16 protein-coding genes are annotated in these 16,263 nt (G+C 74.4%); 3 read left to right on the top strand and 13 right to left on the bottom strand.

The features are described from left to right. Positions 1-15: 15 nt before the first annotated feature. Positions 16-918, bottom strand: a complete 903-nt coding sequence (locus SM573_RS20990) for a helix-turn-helix domain-containing protein (protein WP_474612994.1) — start codon at positions 916-918, stop codon at positions 16-18. Positions 919-1,016: 98 nt separating this feature from the next. Between SM573_RS20990 and SM573_RS20985 the strand changes: the two genes are divergently transcribed. Then, positions 1,017-1,232: a hypothetical protein gene (locus tag SM573_RS20985; protein WP_474616855.1), complete on the top strand. Its 216-nt coding sequence runs from the start codon at positions 1,017-1,019 to the stop codon at positions 1,230-1,232. A gap of 51 nt (positions 1,233-1,283) precedes the next feature. Here the strand turns inward: SM573_RS20985 and SM573_RS20980 are convergent, their stop codons facing one another. The 8 genes from SM573_RS20980 to SM573_RS20945 form a co-directional block, all read right to left on the bottom strand. After that, entirely contained in the window at positions 1,284-2,708 is a 1,425-nt protein-coding gene (locus tag SM573_RS20980; RefSeq protein ID WP_474612996.1) for an acyl-CoA carboxylase subunit beta, read from the bottom strand. A 22-nt stretch (positions 2,709-2,730) separates the two neighbouring features. Beyond that, positions 2,731-3,957, bottom strand: a complete 1,227-nt coding sequence (fabF, locus tag SM573_RS20975) for a beta-ketoacyl-ACP synthase II (RefSeq protein ID WP_474616854.1) — start codon at positions 3,955-3,957, stop codon at positions 2,731-2,733. 2 nt (positions 3,958-3,959) lie between these two features. Next, on the bottom strand, positions 3,960-4,199 hold the full coding sequence (locus tag SM573_RS20970) for an acyl carrier protein (protein ID WP_064448230.1): 240 nt from the start codon (positions 4,197-4,199) through the stop codon (positions 3,960-3,962). Positions 4,200-4,285: 86 nt separating this feature from the next. After that, on the bottom strand, positions 4,286-5,230 hold the full coding sequence (locus tag SM573_RS20965; protein ID WP_474612998.1) for a beta-ketoacyl-ACP synthase III: 945 nt from the start codon (positions 5,228-5,230) through the stop codon (positions 4,286-4,288). Beyond that, complete coding sequence (locus SM573_RS20960; protein ID WP_474612999.1) at positions 5,230-6,399, bottom strand: acyltransferase domain-containing protein; 1,170 nt, start codon at positions 6,397-6,399, stop codon at positions 5,230-5,232. The genes SM573_RS20965 and SM573_RS20960 overlap by 1 nt, the downstream gene beginning before the upstream one ends. A gap of 78 nt (positions 6,400-6,477) precedes the next feature. After that, on the bottom strand, positions 6,478-7,755 hold the full coding sequence (locus tag SM573_RS20955; RefSeq protein ID WP_474613000.1) for a PucR family transcriptional regulator: 1,278 nt from the start codon (positions 7,753-7,755) through the stop codon (positions 6,478-6,480). A gap of 120 nt (positions 7,756-7,875) precedes the next feature. Beyond that, positions 7,876-8,526, bottom strand: a complete 651-nt coding sequence (locus tag SM573_RS20950) for a response regulator (RefSeq protein ID WP_474616909.1) — start codon at positions 8,524-8,526, stop codon at positions 7,876-7,878. An 89-nt stretch (positions 8,527-8,615) separates the two neighbouring features. Further along, on the bottom strand, positions 8,616-9,809 hold the full coding sequence (locus SM573_RS20945; protein ID WP_474616853.1) for a sensor histidine kinase: 1,194 nt from the start codon (positions 9,807-9,809) through the stop codon (positions 8,616-8,618). Positions 9,810-10,017: 208 nt separating this feature from the next. On the opposite strand from SM573_RS20945, the gene SM573_RS20940 reads away from it, so the two are divergent. Further along, the gene (locus SM573_RS20940) at positions 10,018-10,359 is read left to right on the top strand and encodes a hypothetical protein (protein ID WP_474613002.1); all 342 of its coding nucleotides are present in this window, start codon (positions 10,018-10,020) and stop codon (positions 10,357-10,359) included. Between the two features lie 22 nt (positions 10,360-10,381). Here the strand turns inward: SM573_RS20940 and SM573_RS20935 are convergent, their stop codons facing one another. After that, a complete protein-coding gene (locus SM573_RS20935; RefSeq protein ID WP_474613268.1) occupies positions 10,382-11,035 on the bottom strand; it encodes a hypothetical protein in 654 nt (217 codons plus the stop codon). 239 nt (positions 11,036-11,274) lie between these two features. On the opposite strand from SM573_RS20935, the gene SM573_RS20930 reads away from it, so the two are divergent. Next, a complete protein-coding gene (locus tag SM573_RS20930; protein WP_474616852.1) occupies positions 11,275-11,907 on the top strand; it encodes a copper resistance CopC family protein in 633 nt (210 codons plus the stop codon). A 192-nt stretch (positions 11,908-12,099) separates the two neighbouring features. Here SM573_RS20930 and gltX read toward each other — a convergent pair whose 3' ends face one another. The 3 genes from gltX to SM573_RS20915 are packed head-to-tail and all read right to left on the bottom strand — an operon-like array spanning position 12,100 to position 16,180. Beyond that, a complete protein-coding gene (gene gltX, locus SM573_RS20925; RefSeq protein WP_474616851.1) occupies positions 12,100-13,509 on the bottom strand; it encodes a glutamate--tRNA ligase in 1,410 nt (469 codons plus the stop codon). A gap of 47 nt (positions 13,510-13,556) precedes the next feature. Further along, a complete protein-coding gene (locus SM573_RS20920) occupies positions 13,557-14,834 on the bottom strand; it encodes an MFS transporter (RefSeq protein WP_474616850.1) in 1,278 nt (425 codons plus the stop codon). Then, complete coding sequence (locus SM573_RS20915; protein WP_474616849.1) at positions 14,831-16,180, bottom strand: GH1 family beta-glucosidase; 1,350 nt, start codon at positions 16,178-16,180, stop codon at positions 14,831-14,833. The genes SM573_RS20920 and SM573_RS20915 overlap by 4 nt, the downstream gene beginning before the upstream one ends. Positions 16,181-16,263 lie beyond the last annotated feature (83 nt).

Here is a 16,263-nt window from a genome sequence, read left to right as displayed (position 1 = left end):
CGGGGCGTGCCGTGCTCAGCGCTGCGCGCGCAGGGCGGCGATCAACCACTCCACCGCCGGAACGGCCGGCGGGAACGGCGGGCGTCGGTTGAGGATCCCGAGAAGCTGCCAGTACCGCTCCACGCGCCGGTCGGTGAACGTCGCCATCCCGTCGGCCAGTGCCCGCCGCTCCTCGGCGGACAGCGCCGGGTCGACCATCTCGTCGAGCACCGCCCGGGCCTGCGGGGACGCCGGGTCGACGCCGGCCGCCAGCGCCGCCCGCGCGGGCTCGACCGACGGCAGCGGCTGCGGCGGGGGAGCGTCCCGCTCCGTCGAGCCGGCCACCGCCATCTCCCGTACCCGGCGGCGGAAGTCCGGGTCGGCGACCAGCTCGGCCAGCTCCAGCCAGGCGTCCACCTCCTCGTCGGTGGGCTCGTCGGGCAGCTCCGCGGGCATGGCGCGCATGGCCTGGGCCAACCCCGTACCCAGGTCCACGTCGACGCCGTCGAAGACCTCGGCGACGAAGTCGTCGATGATTTGCTGCCGCTCCCGGGCGGAGAGGCGGGCCAGATCGTTCATGAGTTTCCACTCCTCGCTCGTGCTGCCACGTCGGGTGATCGACCGCAGCACCGCCCGGCGCAGACGCAGCGTCCGGATCTCCGCGTCCAGCGCCCGGACGTGTGCCCGGGCCACGTCCCGGACGCTCACCTGCCGGTCCAGGATCCGGCGTGCGTCGTCGAGGCCGATGCCCAGCTCCCGCAGGCTGCCGAGCAATTCCAGGCGGGCCACCGAGGCGGCGTCGTAGAGCCGGTAGCCGCCCGCCGAGCGGGTCGTCGGCGGCAGCAACCCCAGGTCGGACCAGAAGCGGATGGTCCGCACGGTGAGGCCGGTCCGGCGGGCGAGCTGCCCGATGCTGAACAGGTCGCTACGGTCGTTCACGGCGATGAGCCTCTCGTCTCCAGTCGCTGGAGAGTCAACCCCGCAGCCGGCGGGAATCTCGTCGCGCGCGCCGGTGCGCCGCTGGCAGGCTCGCCGGCATGGCGCAGGGATTCCGGTACGTGGAACGGCCGGACGGTAGCGTGGTGATCTGGCACCACCACCGGGTGGCCGGCACCCTGCGGGGCGGTCGGGCCGCGCGGTTCCTCGACGAGGTCGACGACGATCCGCAGCTGGTCATGGCGAGGTGGACCGGCAACTACCGGCGAGGCAACGAGCGGACCGCGAAGCGACACCCGCGCAACCAGGCCCGGTGACGGGTGAGGGCCCGCGCTCGGCGAGCGCGGGCCCTCACGGTGCACCGTTCGTCACAGGGGGATGTTGCCGTGCGCGCCCCGGGCGGCCGGCGCCGCGGCGAGCGCCTCGGCGATCCGGCGCCGGGTCTCGGCCGGCTTAATCACGTCGTCGACCACGCCGATCTCGAGTGCCCGGTTGACACCACCGGCGACCCGGGTCTGCTCCTCGATCAGCTGGGCCCGCAGCGCCTCCCGCTCCTCCGCCGGTGCGGCGGCGAGCTTCTTGCGGTGCAGGACGTTCACCGCCGCGCTCGCACCCATCACGGCGAGTTCCGCGTTCGGCCAGGCGAACACGGCCGTGGCGCCGAGCGAGCGCGAGTTCATGGCGATGTACGCGCCGCCGTACGCCTTGCGGGTCACCAGGGTCACCCGCGGCACGACGGCCTCGGCGAAGGCGTGCAGCAGCTTCGCCCCGCGCCGCACGACGCCGTCCCACTCCTGCCCGAGGCCGGGCAGGTAGCCGGGGACGTCGACCAGCACGACCAGCGGCACGCCGAGCGAGTCGCACATCCGCACGAACCGTGCCGCCTTCTCGGCGCTGGAGGCGTCCAGGCAGCCACCGAGGCGGAGCGGGTTGTTGGCGATCACGCCGACCGTCCGGCCGGCGAACCGGCCGAGCGTGGTGACGATGTTCGGCGCCCACTTGGCGTGCAGCTCCACGCCGGGGGCGTCGAGCAGCGCCTTGACCACCGGCTTCACGTCGTACGCCCGGTTGGCCTCGGCCGGCATCTTGGCGGCGAGGTCGTGGCCGTCCTCGTCGCCGGCCGGCACGTCGTCCGGGCTGAGCCGGCCCTGGTTGCCGAGCAGCGCGGCGAGCTTGCGCGCCTCGGCGATCGCCTCGTCGTCGTCCTTGCAGGTGACGTGGGCGACGCCGGAGCGGCGGCCGTGCGGCTCGGGACCGCCGAGGCGCTCCATGTCGACCTGTTCGCCGGTGACGCTGCGCACCACCTCCGGGCCGGTCACGAAGATCCGGCCCGCGCCGCCCATCACCACGATGTCGGTCAGCGCGGGCCCGTAGGCCGCGCCACCGGCGGCCGGCCCGAGCACCACGGAGATCTGCGGCACCCGGCCGGAGGCCCGGACCATGGCGGAGAAGACCTGCCCGACGGCGTCGAGGGCAAGCACGCCCTCGGGCAGCCGGGCGCCGCCGGAGTGCCAGAGGCCGAGCACCGGCACCCGCTCCCGCACGGCGGTGTCGATCGCGTCGACGATGTGCCGGCACCCCTCGGCGCCCATCGCGCCGCCCATCCGGGTCCCGTCGCTGGCGAAGGCGATGGCCGGCGTGCCGTCGATCTCGCCGCGCGCCCACATCACCCCGGAGGTGTCCCGGGGCGCCAGCAGGCGCAACGAGCCGGCGTCGAAGAGAGCCCGGAGCCGCAGCTCGGGATCTCGGTAGTCCACGGTGGTCGTGTCCGCACCGACGGCGGTGGTGGTCACGTGAGCCTCCAAGGCTGTGGTCTCAGGCCCGCGCAAAGACGAGAGCCACGTTGTGGCCGCCGAAGCCGAACGCGTTGTTCAGCGCGGCGGGGATCTCCATGTGGCGCGCCTTGTGGGCGGCCACGTCCAGGGTGAGGTCCTTGTCGGGGTCGTCGAGGTTGATCGTCGGAGGTACGACACCGTCGCGGATGGCGAGGATCGTGGCGATCGACTCGAGCGCGCCGGCCGCGCCGAGCAGGTGCCCGGTCATCGACTTGGTCGCGGCGAGCACCGGATGGTCGCCGAGCGCCTTGTGCAGCGCGCCGATCTCCAGCATGTCGCCGATCGGGGTCGACGTGGCGTGCGCGTTCACGTGGACGATGTCCCGCTTGGCGATGTCCGCGTCGGCGATCGCCTTCGAGATCGCCCGGATGGCGCCCTCACCCTCGTTGTGCGGCTGCACGATGTCGTACGCGTCCGAGGTGATCCCCGCGCCGGCGAGCCGGGCGTACACCCGGGCTCCACGCGCGGCGGCGTGGTCGGCCCGCTCCAGGACGACCACGCCCGCGCCCTCACCGAGCACGAAGCCGTCCCGGCCGGAGTCCCACGGACGGGAAGCCTTCTCCGGCTCCTCGTTGCGGGTGGACATGGCCCGCATCGAGGCGAATCCGGCGATCGGCAGCGGGTGGATGACCGCCTCGGTGCCGCCGGCCACGACCACGTCGGCGCGGCCCGACCGGATCATGTCGAGGCCGAGCGCGATCGCCTCCGCACCGGTCGCGCAGGCGCTGGCGACCGAGTGCACACCGGCCTTGGCGCCGAGTTCGAGCCCGACCCAGGCGGCCGGACCGTTCGGCATGAGCATCGGCACGGTGTGCGGGGAGACGCGGCGAGGCCCGGAGGCCTCGAGGATGTCGTCCTGGGCCAGAAGGGTGGTGGCGCCACCGATGCCGGAGCCCACGCTCACCGCCAACCGCTCCGGGTCCAGCCCGGAGTCGGCCAGCGCGGCGTCCGCCCAGGCCTGCTTCGCCGCGATGATGGCGATCGCCTCGGAGCGGTCCAGCCGGCGCAGGCGTACCCGCTCCAGCACCTCGGACGGCTCGACGGCGAGCTGCGCGGCGATCCGCACCGGCAGTTGTGCCGCCCACTCCTGGGTGAGCGGGCTCACCCCGGAGCGGCCGGCGACCATGGCTTCCCAGGTCGACGCGACGTCCCCGCCGAGCGGGGTCGTCGCGCCGAGCCCGGTGACGACGACGTCGGGGCGAGTCATGATCAGGACTGCGCCTCGATGTAGCTGACCGCGTCACCGACGGTCTTGAGGTTCTGCACCTCGTTGTCCGGGATCTTGACGCCGAACTTCTCCTCGGCCGCCACCACGACCTCCACCATGGAGAGCGAGTCGACGTCCAGGTCGTCGGTGAAGGACTTCCCCTCGGCCACCTCGTCCGGGTTCACCCCGGCAACCTCTTCGAGGATCTCGGCGAGGCCGGCGGTGATCTCGTCACGGGTCATTACGGTTCGTTCCTCTCATCGGGTTGATCGCGTCGGACGGCCTCGCCGCCCGACTTTCGCCTCGGCGCCGCGCGCCGAGTCGGGTTTCAGGGGCAGCGGACGACCTGGCCCGCGTAGGTGAGGCCACCACCGAAACCGAAGAGCAGCACCGGGGCCCCCGAGGGGATCTCCCGCCGCTCGACGAGCTTCGACAGGGCCAGCGGCACGCTCGCCGCGGAGGTGTTGCCGGACTCGACGATGTCCTTCGCGATGATCGCGTCGGGGATGTCGAGGCGCTTGGCGATGCCGTCGATGATCCGGGCGTTCGCCTGGTGCGGCACGAACGCGGCCAGCTCGGAGGGGGCCACCCCGGCCCGCTCGCAGGCCTGCAGGGCCAGCGGGGCGAGCGAGGTCGTCGCCCAGCGGAAGACGGCCTGCCCCTCCTGCTGCACGTACGGCCGCCAGCCCTCGATCCGCACCGCCTCGCTCTTCTCGGGCACCGAGCCCCAGAGCACCGGGCCGACGCCGACCGGCTCGTCGTCGCCGGTCGCGGTGACCACCGCGGCGCCGGCGCCGTCGCCGAAGATGATGCAGGTCGAGCGGTCGGTCCAGTCGGTGAAGTCGGAGAGCTTCTCCGCGCCGATGACGATCGCGTTGCGCGCCGCGCCGGCCCGGATGGCGTGGTCGACGGTGCCCAGCGCGTACGAGAAGCCCGAGCAGGCGGTGTTGATGTCGTACGCCCCGGGCGCGGTGATGCCGAGCTTCGCCGCTACCCGGCAGGCCACGTTCGGGCTGCGGTCCACGGACGTGCAGGTGGCGACCACGACGAGGTCGATGTCGGCGGCGGTGAGCCCGGAGTTGGCCAGCGCCTTGCCCGCGGCGGCCGCGGCCATGTCGGCCACCGTCTCGTTGTCGGCGATCCGTCGGGTGACGATGCCGACCCGGTCCCGGATCCACTCGTCGTTGGTGTCGACCATCCGGGCGAGGTCGTCGTTGGTGACCACCCGGGAGGGCTGGTAGTGCCCCAGGGCGACGATCCGGCTTCCGGCCATCAGTTGTGTCCTCCGATGCGGGCGAGTGGTTGGCCCGGGGCGACCGGGTCGTCGTGGTGGGCGAGCCACTCGGTGAGCGCGCCGCTGTCGTGGGCGGTGACCTCGACCGGCCCCTGCCGGGTGGCGACGTGGCCGATCACCTGGCCGGAGCGGAGCGTGTCGCCCTCGGCGAGGCCCTCGACCGGGGCGAAGGTGCCGGCGGCCGGGGCGACCACGACCCGGAAGGAGATGGCCGGCTCGTGACTCGGCGCCGCGCCGTGCCGGGCGATCAGGTCGCGCGCGGCGGGCAGGTCGTCCGGGGTGTTCAGGGTGACGATCTCGGGGGCGTCGGTGCCCTTCAGCTCCCGCTTGACCAGCCCGGCGAGGGTGCCGGCCGGCGGCAGCTCGATCACGCCGGTGACGCCGAGGTCCGCGAGCGTACGCATGCAGAGGTCCCAGCGGACCGGGGCGGTGACCTGGCGGACCAGGCGCTGCACCATCTCCCCGCCGTGGTTGACCGCGGAGCCGTCCCGGTTGGACAGGAGAATCCGGCTCGGGTCGGTCGGGGTGATCCCGGCGGCCACCGCGGCGAGGGCCGCCTCGGCGGGCGCCATGTACGGGGTGTGGAAGGCGCCGGCCACCTGGAGCCGGATGATCCGGGTCTTCGCGGGCGGCTCGGCGGCGAGCTTGTCGAGGGCGTCCAGCGCGCCGGCGGCGACGATCTGACCGGCCCCGTTGCGGTTGGCCGGGTGCAGCCCGTGTGCCTCGATCGCGGCGAGCACCTCGTCGGGGTCGCCGCCCAGCACGGCCGCCATCCCGGTCGGCTCCAGCGCGCAGGCGGCGGCCATCTCCCGGCCGCGTACGCCGGCCAGCGTGATGGCGGCCTCGGCGGGGAGCACCCCGGCCAGGGCGGCTGCCCCCAGCTCGCCGACGCTGTGGCCGGCGGTGACCGTCACGTCGTGCATCGGCAGGTGTTCGGCGGCGAGCAGCGCCGCGGCGACCAGCAGGGGCTGGGTGCGGGCGGTGTCCTTGATCTCGTCGGCGTCGGCGACGGTGCCCAGGCGCACCAGGTCGACCCCGGCGAGGGCCGACCACCAGCGCAGACGCGCTTCGGCGCCGGTCAGGTCGAGCCAGGGGGTCAGGAAGCCGGGCTTCTGAGAACCCTGTCCGGGAGAAAGTACGGCGAGCACGACTATGACTCTCCCGGATACGCCCCGGTAGCGCTGTGCCGCCTCCGACCAAACCACACTAGGAGTATTGGAGGGACCCTACAAAGATCGGCGGTGATCATCACCTGTCTGTGACGTTTTGCTGACTCCTGGCCCGATTGTCTGGGTCGGGACTGGTGGGACCACTGGGTCGAGCCGACCGACCGCGAGGGCCACCTGGAGCGCGAACGCGTCCCGCGCGGTGAGGGGCGAGAAGCCGGTCACCTCGGCGATCCGGCGCAACCGGTAGCGCACCGTGTTCGGGTGCACGAAGAGCCCACGGGCCGCGCTCTCCAACGTGCCCCCGGCGGCGAAGAACGCGTCCAGGGTCCCCAGCAACTCGCCGCCGGCGCGGAGCAGCACACCGTACACGTCGTGCCGCAGCCGTCGGCGGGCCTCCGCGTCGCCCGCGAGCGCCCGCTCCGGCAGCAGGTCCGTGGCGGGCACCGGACGGGGCGCGCCCGGCCAGGCGGGCGCCGCCCGGAAACCCGCCAGCGCGGCCCGCGCCGACTCGGCGGCCGCGTCGAGGCTCGGCACCGGCGGCCCGACGACCACCGGCCCGTCGCCGAACGCGCCCAGCAGCTTGCCGGTGGCGGCCACCGGGTCGGCGGTGCCACCGAGCACGACGACGAGCCGGTCGCCGTGCACGCCACCGATCACCTCGGCGCCGATCCGCCTCGCCTGCCGGTAGACCGTGTGCAGCACGGCGGAGACCTCCCCGCCGGGGGAGCGCCCGACCGCGACCGCGACCGGCGGGGCGTCCGCCCAGCCCAGCGCGGCCGCCCGACTGGCCAGCACGTCCGGCGAGTCGCCGCGCAGCAGCGCGTCCACCAGCAGCGCCTGCAACCGGGCGTCCCACGCGCCACGCGACTCGGCGGCGCGCGCGTACACCCGGGCGGCGGCGAAGGCGATCTCGCGGGAGAAGCGCAGCACGGCGTCGCGCAGTCGCTGCTCCTCGCCCTCGGCGGCCAGGTGGGGCACCTGCTCCTCGACCACGTCGATGGTCACCTTGATCAGTGCGACCGTCTGCTGGAGGGTGATCGAGCGGGCCAGCGCCTGGGGCGCGGCCGCGAAGACCTCGTCGGAGACCTCCTGCGTGCTGTCCGTGCTGCCGCCGCCGGAGCCCAGCCACTGCACGAGCGACCGGACACCGGCCTGGGCCACCAGCATGACCCAGGAGCGCTGGTCGGCCGGCAGGGCTCGGAACCAGGGCAGCGTCTCGTCCATCCGGGCCACGCTCGCCGTGGCCAGGGCTCCCGCCGCCCGCTCGATGCGGCGCAGCGTGGCGCTCAGATCGCCGTCGCCCGCCTCGTTTCCCACCGCACCAGCCTGACACACGCTGTGACCAGCCCGACCGCGACCAGGCGCGGCGTGACGAGCCCCGCCGTGACGGGCTTGCCGGGCCGGGGAGCGGGCGCCGGCTCCGGGGCGGGGAACCAGGCCGGCCCGTCGGCCGGCTCAGGCGGGCGGGGGAGCGGGCAGGTCGAGCTCCTGGGCCAGGATGGCCGCCTGCACCCGGCTGCGCAGCTCCAGCTTGCCGAGGATCCGGCTGACGTGGGTCTTGGTGGTGCTCTCCGCCATCGCCAGCCGGTCGGCGATCTGCTGGTTGGACAGGCCGAGCCCCAGACAGGCCAGCACGTCGCGCTCGCGCGGGGTGAGGGCCTCGACCGCCGCCCGGCCGGGCGGCGGTGCGGCCGGCGCGCCGGTCGCGAAGGCGTGGATCAGCCGCCGGGTCACCGCTGGGGCGATCATCCCCTCGCCGCGGGCCACCGCACGCACCGCCGCCAGCAGCCCCGCGGCGTCGGTGTCCTTCAGCAGGAAGCCGGCGGCGCCCGCCCGCAGCGCCCCGAAGACGTACTCGTCGAGGTCGAACGTGGTCAGCACCAGCACGTCGGCGAGCTGCGCGGCGACGATCTCCCGGGTGGCGGCGACGCCGTCCCGGCGCGGCATGCGGACGTCGAGCACCGCCACGTCCGGGCGCAGCTCGCGGCACAGCCGGATCGCCTCGTCCCCGTCGCCGGCCTCGCCGACCACCTCGATGTCCGCCGCGGCGGAGAGGATCAGCCCCAGCCCCGCCCGGACGGCGGGTTGGTCGTCGGCGAGCACCACCCGGGTCGCTCCGCTCGGGTCGCCCCGCCCGCGCGCGCCGTCCGCCCGCGTGCCGCCCGCGCCGTCCGCCGGCTCGGCGCCCCGGGCCGTCACGACGGCTGCCGCGCGGTCGGCAGGGCGGCCCGGACCCGCCACCGGCCGTCCCGTGGGCCCGCCACGAACCGGCCGTCCAGCAGCACGGCGCGTTCCCGCATGCCGATCAGCCCGGCGCCGGCCCCCGGTAGCGCGGCCCGGCCGGCGCGGAGCGGGTTCTCGACGGTCACCACCACCTCGGCGGGCCGGTACGTGATGTCGAGGTCGGCCTGCCCACCGCCGTGCTTGAGGGCGTTGGTCAACGACTCCTGCACGATCCGGTAGGCGGCCAGGTCGACGCCGACCGGGAGGCCCTCCGGCCGGCCCCTGGTGCTGACCGTGACCGCCAGCCCCGCTGCCCGGGCTCGCTCCACCAGCCGGTCCAGCTCGTCCAGCCGGGCGGGGACCGCGCTCTCCGGGTCGTCGCCCGGGGCCCCGGGCCGCTCCGGCGCCCGCAGCACACCGATCATCTGCCGCATCTCGGCCAGGCCCTGCACGCTGTTCTCCCGGATGACCCGCAGCGCCGACTCGACCTGGGACCGGTCGAGCCCCGGCACGGAGAGCGCGGCGGTGGCGTGGATGGCCACCGCGCTGAGGTGGTTGGCGATGACGTCGTGCAGCTCCCGTGCCATGCGCGCCCGCTCCGCGGCGACCGCCTGCCGCCGGTCGAGCTCGGCCAGGCGCGCGGTCTGCTCGGCCCGGGCCCGCTCGGCGGCCGCCTGGTCGCGGTACTGCCGCACGCTGATCCCGGTGAGCACCGGCACCACCCCGGCCAGCACGAGCGGCGTACCGAAGCCGACCCCGCGCCAGGTGCCGACGAGGAGCACGCCGACGGCCATGGCGAGCACGCTCGAGGCGACGGTGATCCGCAGCAGCCACCGCCAGGTGCGGGGCGGGCCGTACACGCAGGCGTCGTAGAGCACCTGGGTGTAGATCAGGACGGTGCCCAGCGAGGTGCCGAGCAGCCCGTCGGCCACCACGGCGACCGTGCCCAGGGCGAGGCCGGCACGGGTGGCCGCCCGCCGCAGCGCGACCGCCACGCACATCGCGGCCAGCGGCAGCAGGAACAACGCCTCCGGCAGGTCCGGATGCCAGGACAGCTGTGGCTGGACGCCCAGGCCGAACAGGACGAGCCCGCCGACGAGCGCCGCGACGGCCAGCGCCAGGTCCCGGCCCCGGGTGCCCGAGCCGAGCCACGGGGGCAGTCGCATGCCCCGATCTCACCACACCGGTCGCCGCTCGCCCTCCGCCCCGGGGAGGAGGTCACGCGCGGCCTCCTCCGCCGAAGGAGGTACGCGGCCCGGCGCGTGGTCGACCGACCCTGGTACGCCCCGCACACCGCGTCGGAGGCGGCCAGTACGGTGACACTGCACGTCGGCGCGACCGCCGGCGGGCGATGGCGAGTGTGAGGAGACCGGGATGGGGCAGGGGGAGGCCGACCACGGCTGCGCCCAGGGGGAGCCCTGCCGGCCGGGCCACCACGATCAGCAGGCGGCCGCGAAGCACCGCCGCCCGCTCGGCGCGGTGCCGCCGTTCCCGCCGGAGCCGGCCGCGAGCCGGCCGATCGAGCGGGCCGAGGACGACCCGGCGGTGCCGCGGCAGCGCGCCGGGGAGTCGATTCCGACCGAGCCGGAGCCGGTCGAGGCCGGCTCCGCCTGCCGTAGCGACCTGCCCGGCTGGGCCGGCGCGCACCGGCACGGCGCGGTCCGTCCGCCCCGGCGCGGCGGGCGTCGGGAGCGGCCACCGCGCCGCTGGTGCTGAGCCGGCCGCGCGGCGGTGGAGGTCAGCGCGTACGCCGGCGGATCAGCAGCGCGATCCCGGCGAGACCCGTGGTGATGATCAGCACCACCGCCACGTTGAGCAACAGCAGGCGCTGAAGGTCGCCGAAAGCCTCGTCGATGTCCCTGGCGGGGTTGAGGGCGTCCTCCGGGATCACCCGCTCGCCGCCGCCGACGCCGCCGCTGATCGTGTCGTACCGGCGCTCCAACGGCACCCCGGCCGTGCGCAGCGTCTCGGACATCGTGAGCCGGCCGAGGAACCACCCGGCCTTGGTCTTGCGGGAGTCCGGCTGCTTCGCCGGGCGGTAGACGCGCGGCCCGCCGGCGGCGCTCGGGTAGAGGTCGTACGTCTGCTTGGGGGTGTCACCGGCGAGCACGACGACGGTGTACTTCGGACCGAGGTCGGCCGCCTTCGGCCCGGTGGACGCCCCGATGCGACCGAGGAAGCTGACCTGGTCGATCACGGCCGTCACGAGCGCCGCCTGCGTGTCCGAGCGCAACCGCAACGGCTCCGCCAGGCCCACTCCGGTGATGTCCACCCCGGGTGGGGGTGGCGGCGGCTTCGGAGCGGCGTGTGCCGGGCCGGCGAAGCCGACCGACAGGGTTGCCGCGAGTGCGCTGGCCAGTACGGCGACCAGACGCCTCACCCGTCGGACCATCGCCGCCTCCTCGCCCCGTTCGATGGATGGCATTGCTGCAGTTGACGCCTGGATCCGCGACGACGACCGGTCCGCGTACCGGACGCCACACCTCAAGACTGCGCAGGATGTCGAATGGTTGCAGCACGTGGAACAGTAATTGGAACTATGTGCGATCTCGGCCCGACCAATGAGCAGCCGTTGATCAGCGGGCGGATCGTACCTTTACGGAGGGGTTCATGGGGGGCAGGGTCGCACGTGTGGCGCGCTTCGTGCCAGCGGTGCTCGGCGTGGCGCTCGGTGTGTCGTTGGTGTTGCCGGCGGCGCCGGCCGCCGCGCACAACTCCTTGACCGGCAGCGATCCCCGCGACGGGGCTCGGGTGGCGTCCGCGCCGGCCCGGATCGAGCTGCGGTTCCTGTCCCGGTTGGACCCGGCTACGACGAAGATCACAGTGACGGGACCGGACAATGTGGCCGCCGCGGGCGGCGAGCCGGCCTTCTCCGGCAGCCGGGTGCGGGTGCCGTTCAAGCCGGGCCGGGCGGGGCTCTACATCGTCGGTTACCAGGTGGCCTCCGGCGACGGGCACCCGGTCAAGGGCGAGGTCCGGTTCACCCTGACCACCGGCACTCCGGCCGATCCGTCCGCCACGCCGTCCGCCACCGCGACGGCCACCGGCGGCGCGGCACCGGCGACCCCGTCGGCGAGCCCCACGGGCAGCCCGACCGCGAACGCCGGGCCGGACGAGGTCACCCCGAGCGGGGCCGTCGTGCCGAGCGCCGACGAGCGGGACGACACCAGCGGCTGGCTGTGGGCGGCGGGGGCCCTCGTGCTGCTCGCCGCCCTGGCCGCCGGTCTCCTGTTCCGTCGCCGCTCCGCCCGCGACCGCCCGTAGCGGAGCCGTCCGGACGCGTGCCGCGCCACCGCCGGGTGTCCCGGCCGGGCGGTGACGCGCGGGCGGGCGGCGGGAGGCGGGCGAAGCGCAGGCGGGAGCGAGTGGCGCGCAGCGGCGGTGAGCCCGTGGACCGGGCGTGCGGCGGCCGGCCGGCGTGGTGGGGAGGCAGCCGTCGGGCTGCCTCCCCTGGCGTCAGACGAGGCGGACGCGGGCGGCGCGCAGGCGGGCGAGCGTCCGCTCCCGACCGAGCACCTCCAGCGACTCGAACAGCGGCAGGCCCACGGTGCGGCCGGTAACCGCGACGCGTACCGGCGCCTGGGCCTTGCCGAGCTTGAGCCCCCGCTCGGTGCCGACCGTCTCCAGCGCCGCCTTGATCGACTCGGCGTCCCAGGACGGCAGGGCCTCGAACGCCGCGGCGGCGGCGTCGAGCAGCTCGGCCGAGCCCTCCTTCATGGCCTTGGCCCAGGCCGCCTCGTCGATCAGCGGCGCGGCGAGGAAGAGGAAGTCGACGTTCGGGACGATCTCGCTGAGCACCGCGATGCGGGTCTGGGCCAGCGGCGCGACGGCGGCGAACGCCTCGGCGTCGAACTCCTCCGGCTGCCACGGCGGCGGGGCGATGGTGCCGGTGCCGGTCAGCCACGGCTGGCAGGCGGCGATGAACTCGTCGACGGACAGCGCCCGGATGTACTCCCCGTTGAACGCGCGCAGCTTCTTCTCGTCGAAGAACGCCGGCGACGGGTTGACGTCCTCCAGCCGGAACTCCTCCTCGATCACCGACCAGGGGACGATCTCCCGGTCGCCGGAGGGCGCCCAGCCGAGCAGCATCAGGTAGTTGCGCATCGCGTCGGCGAGGTAACCCTCGTCGCGGTACGCCTCGAGGGCCACCTTGTCCCGGCGCTTCGAGAGCTTCTGCCGCTTCTCGTTGACCACCACCGGCACATGCGCCCAGACCGGGGGCTTGACCCCCAGCGCGTCCCAGAGCAGCTGCTGCTTCGGCGTGTTGGGCAGGTGCTCCTCGGCGCGGATCACGTGGGTGATCCCCATGATCATGTCGTCCACGACGTTGGCCAGCAGGAAGACCGGCGAGCCGTTGCCGCGGGCGATGACGAAGTCCTCGATCAGCTTGTTCTCGAACGTCGGCTCGCCGCGGATCAGGTCGACGACGACGGTCGCCCCCTCGTCGGGCGTGCGGAAGCGCAGCGCCCGCCCCTCGCCGGGGCCCAGGCCCCGGTCCCGGCAGTAGCCGTCGTAGCCGGAGTGCGACGAGCCCGTGCGGGCGATCACGTCCTCGCGGGTGCAGTCGCAGTAGTACGCCCGGCCCGAGTCGTAGAGCCGTTGCGCGGCCGCCCGGTGCTCGTGGGCGTTCTCCGACTGGAAGTGGGGGCCCTCGTAGCTGGTGCGCTCGATGCCGATCCAGTCCAGCGCGGAGAGGATGCCCTCGGTCCACTCCGGCTTGTTGCGCGCCGCGTCGGTGTCCTCGATGCGGAGCACGAACACCCCGCCCTGCTGCTTGGCGTAGATCCAGTTCTGCAGGGCCGAGCGGGCGCCGCCGACGTGGAACATACCGGTCGGGGAAGGGGCGAAGCGTACACGTACCGTCACGCCCCCAGCCTACGGCGCTGCGCGAGCCCATTAGGGCAGGGGTCGGCTCAGGGCACCGAGCGGATCTTCACCACCAGGGCGCTGCCGAGCAGCGTGACCACGGCGGTGACGGCGTAGAGCGTCGGGTATCCGCCGAGGTGCACCACGATCGGCGCGGAGAGCGCCGGGCCGAGCACCTGCGGCGCCGAGTTGGCGATGTTGATCACCCCGAGGTCCTTGGCCCGGTCCGTGGCGCGGGGGAGCACCTGGGTGATCAACGCGGCGTCCACCGAGAGGTAGACGCCGTAACCGGCGCCGAGCAGCACCGCGGCGACGATGGCCATGGGCCACGTCGGGGCGGCCGCGAGCAGCACCGCCGCCACCGCCATGACCAGCCCGGAGATGATCACGAAGATCTTCCGCCGTCCGGAGCGGTCGCTGATCCGGCCGGCGAGGACCGCGGTGAGCATCATGCCCAGCGTGTAGAGCAGGATGAGCACCAGCAGGGAGCCCTCCGGGTCGGCCACCCGGACGCCGTCGGTCAGGAAGTACAGCAGGTAGAGGGTGCCCAGCGCGTTGCCCGTCTGCACCAGGAACCGGGTGAACCACGCCCACGCGAAGTCCGGGTGCCGGCGCGGACTGACCCACATCGAGGCCACGAGAGCGCGCAGCCGCAGCGCCGGCCGGTGCGCCCGGGGCAGCGGATCGTCGGCGGTGAGCAGCGCGAACGGCAACGCCAGCACGAGCACCGCCAGCGCCACCGCGGCGTAGCCGGCGGAGTTGCCGGTGACCACGGCCGTGACCAGCACCGCGCCGACCACCAGGCCGAGCGCCTGCGGGATGCCCACCCAGCCGGAGACCCCGCCGCGCTGGGCGACGGGGACCCGGTCGGGGATCGCCGCGGTGAGGCTGGCGAGCATCGCGTTGAGGCAGACCTGGGCCGCGACCCAGGCGAGCGCCACCCCGAGCACGGTGCGCTGCTGGGCGAGGATCACCAGGGCCAGTGCGCCGAGCACCGCCCCACCGGCGGTCCAGACGTGCCGGCGACCGAACTCGTGCCGGCCCAGCCGCAGGCAGGTCCGGTCGGAGAGCGCGCCGGCCAACGGGTTGGCGATCACCGCGGCGAGCGCTCCCACCCCGGTGACCACGGCCAGCATCGCCTCCTTGCCGCCCGGGTCGATCCGCTCGATCTGCTGCGGCAGCAGCACCTGGATCGGGGTGAAGAACGCCATCCACACCCCGAGGTTGGCCGCGAAGATCAGCGCGATCCAGCCGCGCCGCACCGGCGCCGTCGGTTCGGCCAACGCCGCCGGCAGCGAGGCCGGCGTCGGGTCGAGGGTGGTCACCGCGCCCGGTCCGGGCGCGAGGCCGCGATGACGTCCCGCAGCCAGGCGTACGAGGACTTCGGGGTGCGCGCCTGGCTCGCGTAGTCGACGTGCACCAGGCCGAAGCGCTTCGTGAACCCCTCGGCCCACTCCCAGTTGTCCAGCAGCGACCACACGAAGTACCCGCGGACGTCGACCCCGTCGTCGAGCGCCGCGCGGACCGCGCGCAGGTGCCCGTCGAGGTACGCGATCCGCTCCGGGTCGTGCACCCGCCCGTCGGCGTCGGGCACGTCGTCGTACGCGCAGCCGCTCTCGGTGATCTCGATGGGCGGCAGCGCGTCGCCGTACCTGCCGTGCAGCCAGCCGAGCAGCTCACGCAGCCCGTCGGGCGCCACCGGCCAGTCGAACGCGGTGCGCGGGTAGCCGTCGAGCGGCGCCAGCTCGAACGGCAGTGGCGAGTCCTCCCGCGGCGCGCGTACGCCCGTGGGGTTGTAGTAGTTGACGCCGAGCACGTCGATCGGGGCGGCGATGGTCGCCAGGTCGCCGTCGTGGACGAGGGACGGATCGCCGACCGTCCCCTCCGGATAGCCGTGCCCGAGCAGCGGGTCGGTGAACAGCCGGTTGTGCAGCGCCTCGTACGCCGCCCCGGCGGCCCGGTCGGTGTCGCGGTCGCCGAGCACGCGCACCGGGGAGTAGTTGTTGGCGATGGCGACCGGGCTGCCGCTGCGGGCGCGCAGCGCGGCGACGGCCAGCCCGTGCCCGAGCAGCTGGTGGTGGGCGACGGGGAAGGCGTCGAAGAGCAGCACCCGGCCCGGCGCGTGCTGGCCGGTGCCGTAGCCGAGGCTCATGTGGACGAACGGCTCGTTGAGGGTGATCCAGAGCTTGACCCGGTCGCCGAGCCGGGCGGCGACGAGGTCCGCGTACGCGGCGAAGCGGGCCGCCGTGTCGCGGGCCAGCCAGCCGCCGGCGTCCTCCAGGGGCTGCGGCAGGTCCCAGTGGTAGAGCGTGGCCACCGGGTCGACGCCGTGGGCGAGCAGCTCGTCGACGAGCCGGTCGTAGAAGTCCAGCCCGTCGGGGCTGGCCGGGCCGGTGCCGTCCGGCTGGACGCGGGGCCAGGCGACGGAGAAGCGGTACGCGCCGACGCCCAGCCCGGCCGTCAGCGCGACGTCCTCGCGGTAGCGGTGGTAGTGGTCGCAGGCGATGTCGCCGGTGCTGCCGTCGACGATGCGACCGGGGAAGTGGGCGAAGGTGTCCCAGATCGACGGGCCGCGTCCGGCCGCGTGGGCCGCGCCCTCGATCTGGTAGGCCGACGTGGAGACGCCCCAGCGGAATCCGGCGGGGAACTGCGGCGGCGGTGCGGTCGGCATACGCCCTCCCGAGCAATGTGAAACGTGCTCGGACTCTAGGACGCGGGCCGGGATTGCGCCATAGGCCGTGATGACTGGATCCG

The organism is Micromonospora xinjiangensis, assembly GCF_056150165.1.
This window is presented reverse-complemented; position numbering and strand designations above follow the sequence as displayed.

Bases quoted from the DNA above. Each gene is read 5' to 3' on its own strand.
- SM573_RS20935 (WP_474613268.1), bottom strand. From the start codon at position 11,035: ATGGTCCGACGGGTGAGGCGTCTGGTCGCCGTACTGGCCAGCGCACTC.
- SM573_RS20965 (WP_474612998.1), bottom strand. From the start codon at position 5,230: ATGGCCGGAAGCCGGATCGTCGCCCTGGGGCACTACCAGCCCTCCCGG.
- SM573_RS20945 (WP_474616853.1), bottom strand. From the start codon at position 9,809: ATGCGACTGCCCCCGTGGCTCGGCTCGGGCACCCGGGGCCGGGACCTG.
- SM573_RS20985 (WP_474616855.1), top strand. From the start codon at position 1,017: ATGGCGCAGGGATTCCGGTACGTGGAACGGCCGGACGGTAGCGTGGTG.
- fabF (WP_474616854.1), bottom strand. From the start codon at position 3,957: ATGACTCGCCCCGACGTCGTCGTCACCGGGCTCGGCGCGACGACCCCG.
- SM573_RS20940 (WP_474613002.1), top strand. From the start codon at position 10,018: ATGGGGCAGGGGGAGGCCGACCACGGCTGCGCCCAGGGGGAGCCCTGC.
- SM573_RS20970 (WP_064448230.1), bottom strand. From the start codon at position 4,199: ATGACCCGTGACGAGATCACCGCCGGCCTCGCCGAGATCCTCGAAGAG.
- SM573_RS20915 (WP_474616849.1), bottom strand. From the start codon at position 16,180: ATGCCGACCGCACCGCCGCCGCAGTTCCCCGCCGGATTCCGCTGGGGC.